The following is a 16,831-nucleotide window of genomic DNA, read 5'->3' as shown; positions in this document are numbered from 1 at the left end:
AAACCACTTATCCCATTTTCATCGTAAGCCTTTTTCCATCTCTTACTAGCAGCCTTAATTCTATCCATTCCCAGAATTTCAACATCAAAGCCACACTCTTCAAAGATTTGTCTTGGAAACTTGCCTTTTTCTTTCTCTATGATAAATAAACGTTTAAATTCATCTGTATAAGTAATTCCCTTTGGTCTAACTGATTTTACATATTTATTAGATGATAGTAACTGCATTTCTTTTTCTGTAAAAATCTTTTTGCTCATTTGTTCTCCGTCCCCACGTTGTATTCTCAAGTTTTGTATTTCTTAATTATACAAAAATGTACCCTACAGAGAGAGACTTTTTTTAGTGTCTACTCTATAGGGTACATTTTATTTTATGCAGGGCCAGATGTTTCTTGCGCAGTCCCTACTTTACAGGACCTCCCACATACGCCGAAATATCAACATTTAATGCTTCTGCTAAACGCATACCATACTCTCGATCTGCACGGAAGAAATTACAAACCGCAAGTAATTTTATTTGTTCATTTACACCTTTTAAATCGTTTGCTAAGTTCGAGATTAAGTTACCTTGTTCTTCCTTAGAAAATGAACGATAACGCTCACCAGCTTGCCCAAAATCGTTTGGTTTCTCAATTTTTTCACGAGATACATAACCTGTAAGTTTCATAGTTGAATCTCGGTATGCTGGATCTTCGCTTGGATTTTCTGCATGACGACTTGGTTCATAATTAACCGTAGACGGTTGTTGATTTACTTGCATGAATCCATCACGCTGTTGGTTATGCACAGTTGCGTACGGACAGTTTACAGGGATTTGCAAATAATTTACCCCTAAGCGATAGCGCTGTGTATCTGGATAAGAGAACAAACGTCCTTGTAATAATTTATCCTCAGATGGTTCAATACCAGGCACGGTTGCACTTGGTGAAAATGCTGCTTGCTCAACTTCTGCAAAGAAATTTTGTGGGTTGCGATGTAACGTCATTGTACCTACTTCCGTTAATGGAAAACGGTCTTCTGGCCACACCTTTGTTGGATCTAGTGGATAGAACTCTAAGGAATCCATTTCATCTAGTTTCATGATTTGTACATGAAGATCCCATTTTGGATAATCCCCACGCTCAATCGCATCAAATAAATCACGAGTTGCATGGTTAAAATCCTTTCCTTGCATTTGTTCTGCTTCTTTGACATTAAAGTTACGAATACCTTGCTTTGGCTTCCAATGATATTTTACGTATACAACCTCGCCATTTCCGTTTACCCATTTAAATGCATGAACACCAAACCCTTCCATTTCGCGGTAGTTAGCAGGTGTACCATAATCAGAGAACACCCACGTTAACATATGAGTTGATTCTGGTGTTAGCGTCATAAAATCCCAGTAACGATCTGGCGTTTGAATATTTGTATCAGGCGCCGGTTTTAAAGAATGAACCATATCAGGGAATTTGATTGCATCACGAATGAAAAATACAGGTAAATGGTTACCAACAAGATCGTAGTTTCCTTCTTCTGTATAAAACTTGACCGCAAACCCTCTTGGATCACGAGCTGTTTCTGGAGAACCTTGCCCATGAATAACAGTTGAGAAGCGAACAAATACAGGTGTTTCGGTTCCTTCTTTCTGTAAGAACGCTGCTCTTGTATATTCTTTCATACTATTTTTTGTTACGAAAACGCCATGAGCACCTGCACCGCGCGCATGCACAACGCGCTCTGGAATACGTTCGCGATCAAAATGAGCTAACTTTTCTACTAGGTGATAATCTTCTAATAATACTGGCCCGCGACGACCTGCTGTACGAGAATTTTGATTATCTCCTACAGGAGCACCTTGGTTTGTTGTTAAGCGATTGTTTGGGTTCATTTTGGAGCCTCCTATTTATATAATAATTACTTATTTAAAATAATTATAATATAATTATTATTAAAAACAGGTTTATTGTCAACCATTTTTAAATTTTTTTAAAAAAATACTTTTGATAAATGATGAATCCCTTCTCTAAATCACCTCCATATCGTTACTCAATAATGCTTGTATCATATAAAACAAAGAAAAAGCAGCTAATATTCATACACGTCGATCACGCAAAAACAGAGAAAATCTTTGAATAAACATAATTTTCAGTTTATTGTTTCTAAAAAAATAATTTGCTACTTCCTCTTTGTGATTATAAGCTTAACACTAAAAATACAAGACATCAATACAAAAAACGACAATTTTCTAACTAATTCGACATTATTATGCAATTCAACTCAAAATGTTTACATAGAGTGAAACGCATTTATAATAGCGCTTATGATTTTAACAAAAAAACTGTCCCCAAAAAGCCGTTATGCAACGACCTTTTGGGACAGTTTCATATGTACAAATGTATTTTACTTTCATCAATACAACGCAGTTTACTTACCGGTCTTCCTACTTGCTGATACACCATCTCATTTTCTAAAACTCCGATTTCGATTAAAAACATAACATACTTCCGAATAGAAACCCTAGAAATTCCAACTAATTGTGCCATTTCTTCTGTTGTAAATGTTTTTCCACGAAGCGATTGGATTTGTTTCCAAACTAACTGCAATGTTTGTTTCGTTAAACCTTTTGGAAGCACTTTACTTACAGGAGCTTCTTTTTTTTCTTTTTGTAAAATTAATTCATCTAGTTCGGATTGATTAATATTAGGCTGTGCCTTCATAAATTTAAATTTTTCACGATAAGCAGATAAGGCTTCCTTAAAACGTTCAAATGTAAATGGTTTAATTAAATAATCTACAACTCCATACTGCAGTGCTTTTTTAATACTGACCATGTCATGAACCGCTGAAATCATCATCACATCAATTTCTCTTTCTTTATTGCGAATGTCCAATAACAATTCAAATCCAGTATCACCAGGCATAAAAATATCAAGCAATATAAAATCTACATGATTCTCTTCTAATACATGTAATGCTTCATCTACAGAGCTAGCCACATGGACAAGTTCAAACCCGCCAACTTGTTCTAAATAATGCTTATTTAGCATTGCTACCATTGGGTCATCTTCTACAATTAAAACTTTAATCATCTTCCATCTCTTCCCTACTTTTATATGGTGTTTCAATTGTGATTATTGTTTGCTCTCCTAGTACTGAATCAATATGTATATTCCCTTTTATACGTTCCAGACTTTCCTTCACAAGATATAAACCATATCCCCGATTTTCTCCTTTTGTAGAATACCCTTTGACAAATAATTTATCTATTTTTTCTTGAGTAATTCCCTTCCCTGTATCTGTAACTGTTAAAATTAGTTTATCATAATATTCGATTGTAACATTCACTTGCTTATATTTGCAATCCGCTACGGCATCTAAAGCATTATCAATTAAGTTCCCTACAATTGTAATGAGTTCATGAATAATTCCCTCATCATCTGGCTGTGGTAAATAAGAATCTTCACTGATCGTTAATTCTATTCCTTTTTCTCTCGCATAGCTAAGTTTCCCAAGTAAAAAGCCGGCAAACACAGGATTTTTTATCTTCCGCATCACATCTCCAATTTCGTATTGATGTTCTGATACCATGCTGCTAACATACGTTTCTAATTGTTCATAATTCTTCATATGTGTTAGTCCTAATACAACATGCATCTTATTCATAAATTCATGAGATTGTGCACGTAAAGCCTCTGCATATAGTCGAATACCGGTTAACTGCTCTGCTAATTTTCTTATTTCCGTTTTATCACGAAATGTTGCAATGGCACCAACAATTTCTCCTTTTACGTATAACGGAACTCGATTTGAAACAATTGTAATCCCATGCATACTGTGCTCCTCATCGAACTGCGCTACTCCCGTTTGTAATACTTCTTTTATCCTTGAATTTGGCATGTACTTTTTAATGTCTTCGCCAATAAATTCTTCTTTAAAACCACTTTTCTCAATTAACCGTTTGGCCTCGTTATTAATTAAAGTAATCCTCGCATCCTTATCAATTGCGATAATTCCTTCTTTAACAGATTGTAGCATTGCATTGCGTTCTTCTAAAATTTTGGAAATTTCATTAGGTTCGAGGCCAAATAAAATTTTCTTAATATGTCTAGCTAATAAAATAGCCCCGATAACTCCTACTAAAATCCCAACGCTGACACCGATGTACATAATATGTCTACTCTGTTCGACCATCTCTTCTACATTATCAGCGGAAATTCCGACAGCCACGACCCCTATTTGTTTTTTCGTTTCAGAAAAAATGGGTACAAATACTCGCATAGATTTTCCTAATGTCCCTTTTGCCGTTGATACATATTCATTTCCTCTCAAGGCCGTTTCTTCATCGCCCCCAACGAAATGTTGACCAATCTTCTTAGGATCTGGATGAGATTTTCGTATCCCTTTCATATCCATAACTACAATAAATTGAATATCAGCATTTTTTAAAAGCTGGTTCACATTTGTTTGAATTTCAGATTCATCTTTTTTCCCCGATAAAGCATCGATTATGATTGGTGAATTTGCTGTAATACGTGCAATTGCTTTCGCCTTTTCTATTTGACTTTCTTCTGTCGTGTGCTCGACATGACGACTAATTAAAATACCTGTTACAAGTAAAGAAAATACGACTACAGCACATACTAACAATGCAATAGTTCCCTGTAGACTTAAAAACTTCTTTTTCTTCTCCATCCCTCTCATTCCCTTTTCTATACTCTATGCGAAATCTATATTACTGATTCTTTACAATGAAAACAACTTTTTTTAGGGGAGGAGACCAGGGCAACTGGCCATGCATAGAGGCGGTCAGTTCCTTTTCCTGCCGCGTACAAAATTTAAAACAAAGGTAGAAAGCAGGTAGCGGCCATGTTTTGTTCTGCATAGCAGTGACTTATATGTTAAAAAATCAACTTGGATTTATATATAAATCCAAGTAAAAAAACGACATAAAAAACCTTTTCTTTTTAGGTGCGCGAGAACGTCTAGCCATGCGTAGAAGCGGTCAGTTCCTTTTTATTCCACATGCTAGGTTTAAAGGAAAAGGCAGGTCATATTGTTTTCTGCATAGCTATAATTTATTATATTAAAATAGATATTTAGAGAAAATACAAAAATTCTCCCCACCTCTTAAAGATGGGGAGAACTGCACGTAAAAGCCCGGTTGGTTCAACTAACCTCTTAGGAAGAAAAATGTTTCCCAAGAGGAAGTTTCACTTTATTGTTCGATTGAATAGTCTGGCACTTTTTTAATTTGTGCTACACCTGATTCAATTGCGGATTTTGCTACTGCAGCTGCTACACTTGGCACAACTCTTTTATCAAGTGGATTTGGAATTACATAATTTGCATTTCGTTCTTCATCTGTAATGATGTTAGCAATTCCATATGCTGCAGCTAATTTCATTTCCTCTGTAACATCTGTCGCACGCACATCTAATGCACCGCGGAATATACCCGGGAATGCCAATACATTGTTCACTTGGTTTGGATAATCAGAACGTCCTGTTCCAACAACAGCTGCGCCGGCCTCTAGCGCCTCTTCTGGGAATATTTCTGGTACTGGATTCGCCATTGCAAATACAATCGGATTTTCATTCATTGTCTTCACATGTTCTTTTGTTAATACGTTAGGGGCAGATACACCGATAAAAATGTCTGCACCTTGAATCGCTTCTTGTAATGTTCCGCGTACATGTTCGCGATTTGTTACTTTCGCAATCTCGATTTGTGCAGGGTTCATCCATGACTCTTCCTCGCACACGATACCTTCTAAACTTACTAATGTCATATGGTTTACGCCTGCTTTTAATAACAATTTACCAATTGCGATTCCTGCAGAACCAGCACCATTAATGACAATCTTCACTTCATCCATTGTTTTATCTACTACTTTTAACGCGTTAAGAACTGCCGCTAAAACAACAATTGCTGTTCCGTGCTGATCATCATGGAACACTGGGATATTTGTTTCTTCTTTTAAACGCTTTTCAATTTCAAAACAGCGCGGCGCTGCTATATCTTCTAAATTAATCCCTGCAAATGTAGGTTCTAAATTTTTAACGATGGTTACGATTTCATCTACATCAGTCGTTCCAAGACAAAGCGGGAATGCATCAACATTTGCAAACTTTTTAAATAAAATACTTTTCCCTTCCATAACAGGCATAGCTGCTTTCGGGCCAATATCACCTAAACCAAGTACTGCCGTTCCATCTGAGACAACAGCAACCATATTACCGCGCGCTGTATAGTCATAAGCTGTTTCTTCATCCGCTGCAATCGCCTTACAAGATTCCGCTACGCCTGGTGTATATGTCAAACTTAAATCATCAGCTGAATTCACTTCTACTTTACTTGTAATTTCAATTTTCCCCATTAATTCTTTATGAAGTAATAACGAACGTTCTTTAATTTGACTTTCTAACATAAAAATAATCTCCTCCTAATTTTACAAGCTAGCTACGTCTTTACATAGCTAGCTTGTTTGATGTTACATTACGAAAACATTTTTAATAAAATTGACGCAGTTACAACCATCGCCGCTCCGCCTAAACGCGTTGAAATTTGTGCAAACGGCATTAATTCCATACGGTTTGAAGCTGATAAAATTGCAACGTCTCCTGTTCCGCCGAGTCCACTATGACATCCTGTTACAATCGCAGATTCAACCGGGAACATTTTCATGACTTTTCCAATAAGGAAACCAGTTGCGATCATTGTGATTACCACTGATGCACACACCGCAACATATCCAACTGAAAGAACAGCTGCCACATCTTTTAACGGAATGTACAGTATTCCTAAACCAACCATTAATGGCCACGTTAAGCTTGTCGAAATAAATTTGTATAAGTGATATGCACCTTGCTCCATTTTTGCTGGCATTAATTTAAAGTACTTCACAAGTGCTGCTGAGAAAATCATAATGATTGCGCCTGGAATACCGATAAATTTAGAAGCCAACCCACCGAAAATAAAGAACGTACATGCAATTAATAAACCAGCTCCCATTAATGAGAAGTCAATTGGTTTTTCTGTATTTTGTTCTTTTAATAAGTCATCTTGATTACCTGTTTTTACCAATACACCATTACCGCTAAGTTCTGGTTTTTTCTCACCTAATCGCTTCATGTATCCAGCGCCTACAATCGCAAACATATTTCCGATAACCGCTGCTGGAATAAGCTGAGATACGAATGTTGCTGATGATTGATGTAAAATTTCACTGTAAGCTAAGGAAAGTGGTAAAATCCCTTCTCCGATACCACCGCTCACAATTGGTACAATGATAAAGAAGAACGTTCTCTTCATTTCAAATCCGAATAATGATCCAACTAATAATCCAACTGCAATAGAAGCAAGCGTTCCTACAACTAACGGAATAAACATGCGAATAAAGCCTTGTACTAACACTTTACGGTTCATTCCTAAAACACTTCCGACTACTAAACAAGAAATGTATAGATATAAAAAGTTCGATTTTTTCATTAACATATTCACAGCATTCATTGATGCTGGGTTGATCCAGTTAAAGAACACAAGTAATGAAGGAATAAATAATGAAAGAATTGCTGGTCCGCCAATGTTCTTTAAAATTGGAATTCTCATTCCAATATCGCCTAAGAAAATACCCATAATCATAATAACTGCAAATCCACCAATCATATCCGCCGGCAACTTATTATATACAGACGCTCCGTAAATAACCGCTGCTAGTACAAGATATAAAGGTAAAGGTATAACACCAATTTTAATATTCATAATTTTCGAAACGAATGTACCCTGCTTTGTTTCTACTTCACCTGCAGATGGCATCGTTTCCGCTTGCTTTTGAATTCCCATAGAGGCACCCCCTTATGTTGTTATTTACAATATTAAAACGCTTTCAATAGTAATAATAGATTTTGTAACTTTTGTAAGTGGTTTTGTAATTAAAGAAATCAGTCAGACTATTTTTGATCTGACTTTTTTAACCTTATATTTCCCTTGGCTTCTTTGATTATGAGCACTTTTTTTGTGTTACAATTTAAATATTAGGAATTATCAAATATTCAACGAGGTGAATTTGCGAAATGAAATTGTATGAATGGAGTAAGAATGTTCAAGAAATTTGCGAGGACTCAATTCCTTGTGATCCTTTTGTTTTTTCTTTGTTGGCATCCCTATCTGGATTTATCACGTACATGAAGAAATAATGTAGGGGTATATTAGACGAAAAAATATAAAGGCATGCTGGATAGCAACAAGCTACCGGCATGCCTTTATTTGGTTATACAGTTTTATATTTTTTGTTTTTAATGCTATATACAACATCTATAAATACAATGAAGAACATGACTGCCAAAATCGTATGTAGCCACGAAAATTTATGTTCAATAAAAAGGTCTGAACATACATCCACACATTTAAACAAGAATAATGCTCCATAAATCCATCCAAGAGCTTTTAATGTTTTTAAACTATACATCTTTTATCAACCCTCTGTGATTAAAAGTTTATCCGAAGTTGGAAATAAGTAACGAAATTAAGTTATGGAGTAAATGAATCCAAAATACAACCCAAAATGCATGCGATGAAAATAGAACTGCCAAGCAATTGATATTTCAATAAAACAAGCAGCTTATGGACATGGTTTCCACAAGCTGCTTATTTATCCCGCTATTCGCGGGCAGTTATCTCCCACCGATGGAAGTTTCATTTTATTTCACCCCTAACTTTTCTTTCGCTTTCACAGGTATTTCCTTCGTCGTTATTTCTTTATATCTTTCAATTCCGTTTGTTTTGTCAGGATATTCGCCACTTACATGCACACGTAGAAATGCCCCTAATTTTAAGTTTTTCTTTGCGAAAAATTTAACTGTTACTTCATTTCCCTTTTTATTATAGGCTTTTATTGTATACCAGTACACGGGCTGTTTTTTTTCATCATTATCTTCCACAGACTCTTCTTTTCCATTCTCTGTGATTTGAACGTAATATTCTTTTGCTATCCATTTCTTTATATCTATCGCATCATTTTTTTCAGCAGCAGCTAGTACTACCATTGAAGATACGGAAAATAATAGCATAAATAACGTAATCCCTATTACATGTTTCTTCAAGTGAATCACACCTCTTCTGTCCATTTACTATGCCTGTTTGTATCATAAAATTTTTATATATGATTTGTTATCGATTTACATGACAGCAACATTACATTTTTGTAATGTTTTCCTTTTCTCAGCGCGCATATTTTTCTGTTAAAATAAAGTTAAATTAAGGAAATAAAAAAGGGGGAAATATATGAACAAACCAGTTGTCATTGAAGAGTATACGGCAAAATGGGCATTACAATTTACAGAAGAACAAAAAAGCATTATAGGTATTATAGGCGATGTAGCCATTGCCATTGAACACATCGGAAGTACATCCGTTGAAGGACTAAGCGCAAAACCTATCCTTGATATGATGGTTGGCGTTCGTACTCTTAACGACATAGATATGTTCATTGAACCATTGAAAGCAATTGGATATGAACATGTACTTCATGAGGAATTTCCAAATAGAAGATTCTTTCGAAAAGGATTGTGGAGAGCCGGAACGCATCATTTACATATTTATCGATATGGTAGTGAGGAGTGGAATCATAACCTTTTATTTCGCGATTACCTAGGAAGTCACCCCAATGTGCGTCAGCAATATGAGCAATTAAAAAAAGAATTAGCGACTAAATATCGTTTTGATAGAGTTGCATACACAAATGCAAAAGCGCCGTTTATCGTAGATGTTATAAAAAAAGTGAAAAAGGAGAGATGAATATGGATTATTTACTTCTAACATCAGTAATCGCTTTAGGTATATTTTATATTTCCGGTCAGTTAAACAACATTCATACAAGATTGAAACGAACAGAGGATAAATTACATCAAATCGCTAAACACTTGGAACTCCCTGAGCATGAAATTAACGAAGAACTTCGCCAACTAGTAAAAGATGGCGATAAAATCAAAGCAATCAAGAGAGCGAGAGAGACTTTAGGATTGTCATTACTGGAAGCTAAAAATTATATTGATTCTTTATATATAGATGCAAATTGAAAAACTAACATAAAAACCCTCTTCTTTTTCGGTGGGCGAGAGCAACTGGCCATGCATAGAGGCAGTCAGTTCCTTTTCCTGCCACGTGCGAAGTTTAAAACAAAGATAGACAGCAAGTAGCGCCCATGTTTTGTTCTACATAGCAGCGACTTAGATGTTAAAAAGTCAACTTGTATTTATATAGCACTATAAAAGCTAGCATTTTGCTAGCTTTTTGCATTTTAAAATTCCCAAATTCGAACCGTCTTCTGCGTTGCATTTAATTCTACTGTCCCGCCAATAGGCATTGTAAGAATAGGATGTGTATGACAACAGTCAAAATCGGCTAAGATTGGAATATCAGCGTCACCCATTACTTCGAGCAAACTATCATATGGTGTTAATCCTGTTCCTTGATCGTCAAATTGCTCATGCTTTCCTAAGATGATGCCGCCGCCCTTTTCAAATACACCATTTATTTTTAAGGAACTAAAATGTTTTTCAACGATCGCTGCTGTTTTTTACAGTCTTCAACCATTAAATTGATAGAAGTGTTTTTAGATCAATTTTTAAAAATGTCGAATTTAGAAGAAAATTGTCTATTTTCCGTTGATTTCTTTTGCTATACATGTTAAACTCTTAATTAATAAAGAAAGAGTAGCGAAAAACCCTTAAGCTTATAAGTTTTCTGAAAATTAAGTTTTTGAAACCTTTTTAACTTTCATTGACATTCTTGTGCTACTCCCGCTCTTTCTTTATCCTTGCAAGAAGTCGTCACAAAGCTAGGACTTTGGGGCGGCTTTTTTTATTCTATTAAAAGAGATTACTATGAAAACGAATCCCTCAAAATATGACCAACGCACAACCAAATACTATATTTATCCATATACTTGTAATAAGTTTATTCTGTTCGTCAAAAGGAGGGACTTTTTTGAACTTATTTTCTTCTGAAAAAAACTGTAATTCTTATTATTTTCCTTGTTCATTTCCTGTTCCTGATCCCGGATATACTGGGCCGACTGGAGCTACCGGAGCCACGGGGCCTACCGGAGCTACGGGGCCTACCTTCCAAGGGTTAATCTCTGCCACAAATTTAATGTTCTTTACTGTTTCAGATGGCACGAGTCTCGTATACACAAATACCGATGGTTTGCCACAACTCGGAACTACGCAGATTTTAGCACCAAGTCAAGTATCCTATATGAATTTATTTATTAATGGCGTTATTCAGTCGCAGAACTCTTATGTCGTACAAGCGGGAATGCTTACAATATTGGCTGATGAGGCACCACCAGCTGGTGTTATAATCACACTTCAATTTATTTTAATCAATCAATAAAAAACGGATTCCTTTAAAGGAATCCGCTTTTTATTGACTACTAGTTCATGACAAATTCAACACTAACAACAACCCCAGGATCCAAAGTATTTCCATCTGGAATTGTAATCGCTGCTGTAGTAACACTTGAGTTAACCACAGGTTGCAATTGTCCACTCACGTATAAATTGTAATACGCAAATGACGAAGGAAATGCTGTTGCAGCAGCACCAGTGTCATCAGTACAAGCGGTTGCTAAAATATTAAACGTTGCTCCAGTTCCCGTTCCAGCACCAATTGTTGCATTATATCTTCTAGCAGCTAAAAAAGGTTTAATAATAGGCATTCCACCTCACCCCTTTCGTTTTTAAATCTAGTAGGACTTGTCCCACTCTATACATGGTATGTAAATATTTATTGTTAGGAACGGCAAGTTACTTATTTTTCCTAGCTACTTACTATTAAAAATCTATTTCTTTACCAAAGATAAAAAAAACCTGCGCATTATTGCGCAGGTTCTGTACGATATTTTGCTTCGACACGGTAAATACGATTTCCCTTGCTTGAGAATTTTTCTTCATATTCCGTCATAATATTGCCTTCAAAGTCACTTTTGTGAAGGTCTAAACTAATAAAAGGTAGCAACATGCCATATTCCGCCATACTTGTAAGAGAGTATTCGAACAAGGCTTGGTTATCTGTTTTGAAATGAATTTCTCCGCCTTTTACAAGTACTGTTTCATAGTTGCGTAAAAATGTTTTATATGTTAAACGGCGCTTTTCATGGCGATTCTTTGGCCATGGATCTGAGAAGTTTAAATATACACGATCAATTTCATTCTCCGCAAAGAATACTGTTAAATCTTCTGCATCTTTATTAATTAGTTTTAAGTTTGAAAGCGGTTCTTCAATTAATTTATCAAGTGCATCTACAATTACGCTTGTAAATTTTTCAATCCCGATATAGTTTACGTTTGGATTTGCTTTTGCCATTTCGTACATGAAGCGGCCACGGCCTGTTCCAACTTCAATATGAATCTGGTTTTCATTTCCAAATAGCTCTTTCCATTTTCCGTTATGTTCTTCTGGACTTCCAATTACAAAGTGTGAATATTCTTTCGTTCGGTCCATTGCATATGGTTTATGTCTTAAACGCATAGTTCTCTCCCTCTCTGCACTCCAAGATGTGTGTATCATATAAAAAACCAAGTACGTACGAGCACTCGGTCCGTTTCTTTCAAGTATAAAATTTACTATTTTGACGGAAACTACAAAGTGTATGAAATACAATTTCCATAAGCGGTTCGTTACGCTCGTTTCATTGTTACGATAACAACTGAAAAGGATGTGTCAAAATGCCACTTAATCATGAACATCAAATGGCAATCTTAAAAGACATCTTAGTCAATCATCAAAGTGATTGCTGTGGAACGGTTTCTGAATGTGAACAATTAGAACGTCTCATTCAATCATTACTCGTAAATGACAATGTGAGTAATGATGTTAAATCGATGTTAAACGATGTATATTACTATAGTCAATCGGGTAAATATTCTCCTGATTTAGATAACCATATTTCTGGTCATCAAGAACAGCTGTCACAATGGATTACAGGAATGGATAGTTTTTCTTAACTTATTCTGAAGCGAGTAGTTGCATTAAATATTGAAGCCAATATTCTGCTTCTACTTGCTTATTTTTTGTTCTATACAATTGTACGAAAATCATACATTGCAGTGTAACATACCATTTCATACGGCTCAGCAAAGAATCAGTAAATCCTAATCCATAATGCTCAAGCCATTCGTGCCATTCGTCTCTTGGAACATACCAATGAAGCAGCATTCCAATATCAAGAGCTGGGTCTGCAATAACTGCTCCGTCCCAATCAATTAAAAACAATTCGTTATCATCCGTTACTAACCAATTGTTATGATTGACATCGCAATGACAAACAGCAAGATGTTCAAATTCTACATTCTGAAGGGACTTTTGTAAATACTGAAGTCCTTTTTGAATGACTTCATTTTGCTTTACATCCTCTTGCAAAGTGAGAAGCACCTCTTCTAGTATATCTTGCGCATGCAAAGGCTGTTTCCCAAGCTTTTGAATCATATGCACTAACGCTTCAGAAGAATGAATTTTTTTCAGCAATGCTGCCACTCGCTTAGAGTTCATATCTTCTGGTTCTAATTTTTGTCCGGGGAGCCATCTTTGTGCCGAAATCACATCACCATTTGTTAATCGCCTTGTCCAAAGTAACTTCGGAACAATTCCTTCTGCTGACAATACCGCAAGAAAGGGCGATGAATTGCGCTTTAAAAAGATTTTATGATGTTCGTTGTGCGCAATGTAGGCATCCCCTGTCGCCCCTCCGGCCGGCATTACTTTCCATTCTTTTCCTAACAATTGTTCCAACCATTCCATGTTCATTACCCGTTAACAATTCCTTATCTTTTATAGTTATGAAAAGAAAAACCGCAACATACCCAAACATATGCCCATGGTTTCTATTCATTTTTCTTCAATGTAAGTAAAAGTGAAAAACAGACAAGTCGTTTACCCTTTACTTTATTTTACAAAAATAATAATAAACTGGCAACTTAACTGAATAGCCACCTTGTTCAATTCTACATTTATTATATTCGCATCGTCAAGGGGCGATTCGTCACAATTTCGTCAATATATACGTACTAATTGGGGCAATGACAATTGTATCTCCCTCAAATGAAGCAATTGAATCTTCATTTGCCTTTTCCTCATTTGAAAGGATGTGCCATGTACCACCTTTAGGCAAAGAAACGGTTTGCTCCTCTGTTCCATTATGAAATAACACAACAATTTCTTTCCATTTTCCAAATTGTTGCACATCTTGTAAGTAATATGCAATGACAGAAGGAGTTGTATTTAAAAAAGACATATGCCGCCTAATTAATTCAGAAGATATAAAACGAAAGGCACCGTGTGATTTGCGAATCCGAATGATTCCTTTTATATAAGAAACGGTTTCTTCCTCGCGCTCTTTTTGATCCCAGTCCATTTGATTGACACAATCCGGGGCATTATAACTATTTTCGTTTCCTTGCTTTGTACGATAAAACTCTTGACCAGCATGTAAAAACGGAATGCCTTGTGCTAATAATGTCATGGTTGTTGCAAGGCGATGGCGACGTTTTTGCATATGTTTCTCTTCTTTACTGCTGCCGCTAATCTTATCCCACATCGTCATGTTATCGTGACATTCTACATAATTAATGCTTTGCACAGGTTCTATAAATAAACTTCTCTGTTTGACATAAGGGATACTTCCTGTAAGCAAGTATTGGATATGCTCTTTATTTGTTGTCTCCCCAAGCGCATATCCTCGTTTTTGCATGTCAAAAGTACTTCCCTTAATCCCATCGCGAAATTGATCATTAAACTGGGCGATTCGTGGTAGTTTCGCTGCATTTTGTAATGTTGCTTTCTGATCCGAAGCAAGCGGTGTTTGTAAATCCCATCCTTCGCCTAATAATATGACATGCTCTTTTACTTCATTTACTTTCTGACGAATTTCGTTCATTGTCTCAACATCTAAAATTCCCATTAAATCAAACCGGAAACCATCCACCTTATACTCTGTTAACCAATATAAAATGGAATCGACAATAAACTTACGTACCATACTATGCTCTGAAGCAATATCGTTTCCAACTCCCGTCCCATTTGACGGCATTCCATTTTCATCGTGCCGAAAATAATATCCAGGAACAAGCTTTTCAAAAGAAGATGTTTCTCTTTCATACACATGGTTATAAACAACATCGATAATGACGCGCAATCCATTTCGATGAAGTGCTTGAATCATTTGTTTACATTCAACAATGCGATTGTACGGATCAAACGAATTTGTTGCATAGCTACCATTTGGAACATTGTAAAATAACGGATTATACCCCCAATTATACATTGCAAATGGCTGCTCCTCATCAACTCCAGCATAATGATGAATCGGTAATAATTCAAGATGTGTAACGCCTAATTCCTTTATATAAGAAAGGCCTGTTAGCGTCCCTCGTTCTCCTGTCGTTCCTTCTTCTGTTAGACCGAGATATTTCCCTTTATACGTTGCGCCGCTATGGGGATGAACTGTCACGTCACGAATATGCCCCTCATAAATAATGGCGTCCGTCATAGAAGTCATGAGAGGTAATACTTCCTCATCTTGCACATATGTTTTCGCAAGGTTTACGACAATTCCGTACGTACCGTTTACAGACACTGATTTTGCATATGGGTCAATTGCTTCTCGCCATATTAAATTAATGCAGACAAGAAAGGTATACTTCGCACCATCCCAGTCGCCCGGTAACTCGCAACTCCAAACACCTTTTTCTTGTCCTTCCATTTCATAATCTTTATATACCGCCCCTGTTTCATAAATGCGAACTTTCGCTTTCGTAGCTGTTGGCGCCCACACTTTAAATACAGTTTGATTATAGGAATAAGAAGCACCTAAATCGCATCCTTCATACATATATAACTCATCAAATTTCTCTGTCCGAATAACAGCCCCCATCTGTAAGTCCGTTTCTGTCCCCCGTTCATCGCGTACGATATAACAGTTACTCAATGTAATGGGTTCGCTCACTTTACACTCATATTTCATTGCATGTAGAAGAGAAGTGATACAAGTAATTGAAAGTTCCCATTCAGTCGCGCCTTGTTTTAAATGGAATATGCTACTCGTCCCGTACGCATGCGGAAGTAAAATTGTAATTTTATCCATTTCGTCTAAATATGCTTCAAACGTGCGCTGTATGCTTAACATATGTATCCACACCCTCCCAAGAGACATTCCATTTTCTATAGTATATTCAAAAAATCAGAAAACGTTTTCAAGCTTGTGCATTCTGTAAAGATATTTCATAAATCGCCTCATACTTCGGCACTCGTTCTACATGCGTTTCATATAACGTTACGGTTTCCACTTCAAATATATGAAACGGCAGGGCAGGAAGCTGATTTTTATCAAACGATTCTTCTCCCTTCCATTTACGAGCTACAGTAATATGAGGATGATACGGACGCGTTTCTAATTGAAACCCATTTTTCTCACATATCGTATACACTTGTTTTTGTAAGTCAAACAAAGCACGTTCTTCTTCCACTCCTACCCAAAACACACGCGGCTGTTCTTTTACACCAAATGTATGACACCCTTGCAATGGAAGTGAAAAACGGGATATTTTAGCCAGTTGCTGCAAGTCTTGTTTCAATTTTTCAAGCTGTTCTTCCTCCGCACTCCCTAAAAACGAAAGTGTAATATGATAATCTTCTTTATGTACCCAAGAATGAAACGACGTCGTTTCTGCTATCATTTCTTTCCACTCTGCTAGTATGTTCTTTATCTCATTTGGTAATTTCACTGCAATAAAATAATGTCTCGCCATCTTTTCTCTCTCCTTTTCCCAGGATACACCTATTATTCGTGTGAA

General features: G+C 36.3%; 16 protein-coding genes and 1 pseudogene. 4 read left to right on the top strand and 13 right to left on the bottom strand.

Translation table 11 applies throughout. The features are described from left to right. The 7 genes from H280_RS0106510 to H280_RS0106475 form a co-directional block, all read right to left on the bottom strand. Positions 1-257, bottom strand: a 257-nt coding sequence (locus H280_RS0106510; RefSeq protein ID WP_020060314.1) for an HTH domain-containing protein, incomplete at its 3' end; no start/stop codon positions are given. Positions 258-402: 145 nt separating this feature from the next. Beyond that, the gene (locus tag H280_RS0106505; protein ID WP_020060313.1) at positions 403-1,869 is read right to left on the bottom strand and encodes a catalase; all 1,467 of its coding nucleotides are present in this window, start codon (positions 1,867-1,869) and stop codon (positions 403-405) included. Between the two features lie 493 nt (positions 1,870-2,362). Then, complete coding sequence (locus H280_RS0106500; protein WP_020060312.1) at positions 2,363-3,070, bottom strand: response regulator; 708 nt, start codon at positions 3,068-3,070, stop codon at positions 2,363-2,365. After that, on the bottom strand, positions 3,063-4,673 hold the full coding sequence (locus H280_RS0106495) for a sensor histidine kinase (protein ID WP_020060311.1): 1,611 nt from the start codon (positions 4,671-4,673) through the stop codon (positions 3,063-3,065). Before H280_RS0106495 ends, H280_RS0106500 begins: the two co-directional genes overlap by 8 nt. Positions 4,674-5,196: 523 nt before the next feature. Further along, positions 5,197-6,408: an NAD(P)-dependent malic enzyme gene (locus tag H280_RS0106490; protein ID WP_020060310.1), complete on the bottom strand. Its 1,212-nt coding sequence runs from the start codon at positions 6,406-6,408 to the stop codon at positions 5,197-5,199. A 68-nt stretch (positions 6,409-6,476) separates the two neighbouring features. Continuing rightward, positions 6,477-7,823, bottom strand: a complete 1,347-nt coding sequence (locus H280_RS0106485) for a 2-hydroxycarboxylate transporter family protein (protein ID WP_020060309.1) — start codon at positions 7,821-7,823, stop codon at positions 6,477-6,479. A gap of 857 nt (positions 7,824-8,680) precedes the next feature. Continuing rightward, positions 8,681-9,082 (bottom strand): YxeA family protein, encoded by a 402-nt coding sequence (locus H280_RS0106475; RefSeq protein ID WP_020060307.1) that lies wholly within the window; start codon positions 9,080-9,082, stop codon positions 8,681-8,683. 181 nt (positions 9,083-9,263) lie between these two features. On the opposite strand from H280_RS0106475, the gene H280_RS0106470 reads away from it, so the two are divergent. Both H280_RS0106470 and H280_RS0106465 read left to right on the top strand, forming a co-directional pair. Beyond that, positions 9,264-9,776, top strand: coding sequence for a GrpB family protein (locus tag H280_RS0106470; protein ID WP_020060306.1), 513 nt, complete (start codon positions 9,264-9,266; stop codon positions 9,774-9,776). A gap of 2 nt (positions 9,777-9,778) precedes the next feature. Beyond that, on the top strand, positions 9,779-10,057 hold the full coding sequence (locus H280_RS0106465; RefSeq protein WP_020060305.1) for a hypothetical protein: 279 nt from the start codon (positions 9,779-9,781) through the stop codon (positions 10,055-10,057). Positions 10,058-10,278: 221 nt separating this feature from the next. On the opposite strand, the pseudogene H280_RS24780 reads toward H280_RS0106465, so the two are convergent. Next, positions 10,279-10,557: pseudogene (locus tag H280_RS24780) on the bottom strand (LD-carboxypeptidase); the annotation flags it as partial. A 410-nt stretch (positions 10,558-10,967) separates the two neighbouring features. Here H280_RS24780 and H280_RS25640 point away from each other — a divergent pair. Next, complete coding sequence (locus tag H280_RS25640; RefSeq protein ID WP_020060304.1) at positions 10,968-11,375, top strand: DUF4183 domain-containing protein; 408 nt, start codon at positions 10,968-10,970, stop codon at positions 11,373-11,375. A gap of 40 nt (positions 11,376-11,415) precedes the next feature. On the opposite strand, the gene H280_RS0106455 is transcribed toward H280_RS25640, so the two are convergent. After that, positions 11,416-11,700 (bottom strand): DUF4183 domain-containing protein, encoded by a 285-nt coding sequence (locus tag H280_RS0106455; protein ID WP_020060303.1) that lies wholly within the window; start codon positions 11,698-11,700, stop codon positions 11,416-11,418. Between the two features lie 158 nt (positions 11,701-11,858). Next, complete coding sequence (gene trmB, locus H280_RS0106450; RefSeq protein ID WP_020060302.1) at positions 11,859-12,512, bottom strand: tRNA (guanosine(46)-N7)-methyltransferase TrmB; 654 nt, start codon at positions 12,510-12,512, stop codon at positions 11,859-11,861. A 197-nt stretch (positions 12,513-12,709) separates the two neighbouring features. Between trmB and H280_RS0106445 the strand changes: the two genes are divergently transcribed. Continuing rightward, positions 12,710-12,988, top strand: a complete 279-nt coding sequence (locus H280_RS0106445) for a YtzH-like family protein (RefSeq protein ID WP_020060301.1) — start codon at positions 12,710-12,712, stop codon at positions 12,986-12,988. A 1-nt stretch (position 12,989) separates the two neighbouring features. Here H280_RS0106445 and H280_RS0106440 read toward each other — a convergent pair whose 3' ends face one another. The 3 genes from H280_RS0106440 to thpR form a co-directional block, all read right to left on the bottom strand. Further along, positions 12,990-13,787, bottom strand: a complete 798-nt coding sequence (locus tag H280_RS0106440) for a phosphotransferase family protein (RefSeq protein ID WP_028411128.1) — start codon at positions 13,785-13,787, stop codon at positions 12,990-12,992. Positions 13,788-14,022: 235 nt separating this feature from the next. Further along, entirely contained in the window at positions 14,023-16,164 is a 2,142-nt protein-coding gene (gene pulA / locus H280_RS0106435; RefSeq protein WP_020060299.1) for a type I pullulanase, read from the bottom strand. A gap of 67 nt (positions 16,165-16,231) precedes the next feature. After that, the gene (gene thpR, locus H280_RS0106430; RefSeq protein ID WP_020060298.1) at positions 16,232-16,786 is read right to left on the bottom strand and encodes an RNA 2',3'-cyclic phosphodiesterase; all 555 of its coding nucleotides are present in this window, start codon (positions 16,784-16,786) and stop codon (positions 16,232-16,234) included. Positions 16,787-16,831: the final 45 nt, after the last annotated feature.

Origin of the sequence: Bacillus sp. 123MFChir2, from assembly GCF_000383235.1 — a bacterium.
Classification (GTDB): Bacteria; Bacillota; Bacilli; order Bacillales; family Bacillaceae_G; genus Bacillus_A.
The sequence above is the reverse complement of the archived record's forward strand: the minus strand, read 5'-3'. Positions and strand labels throughout refer to the sequence as shown.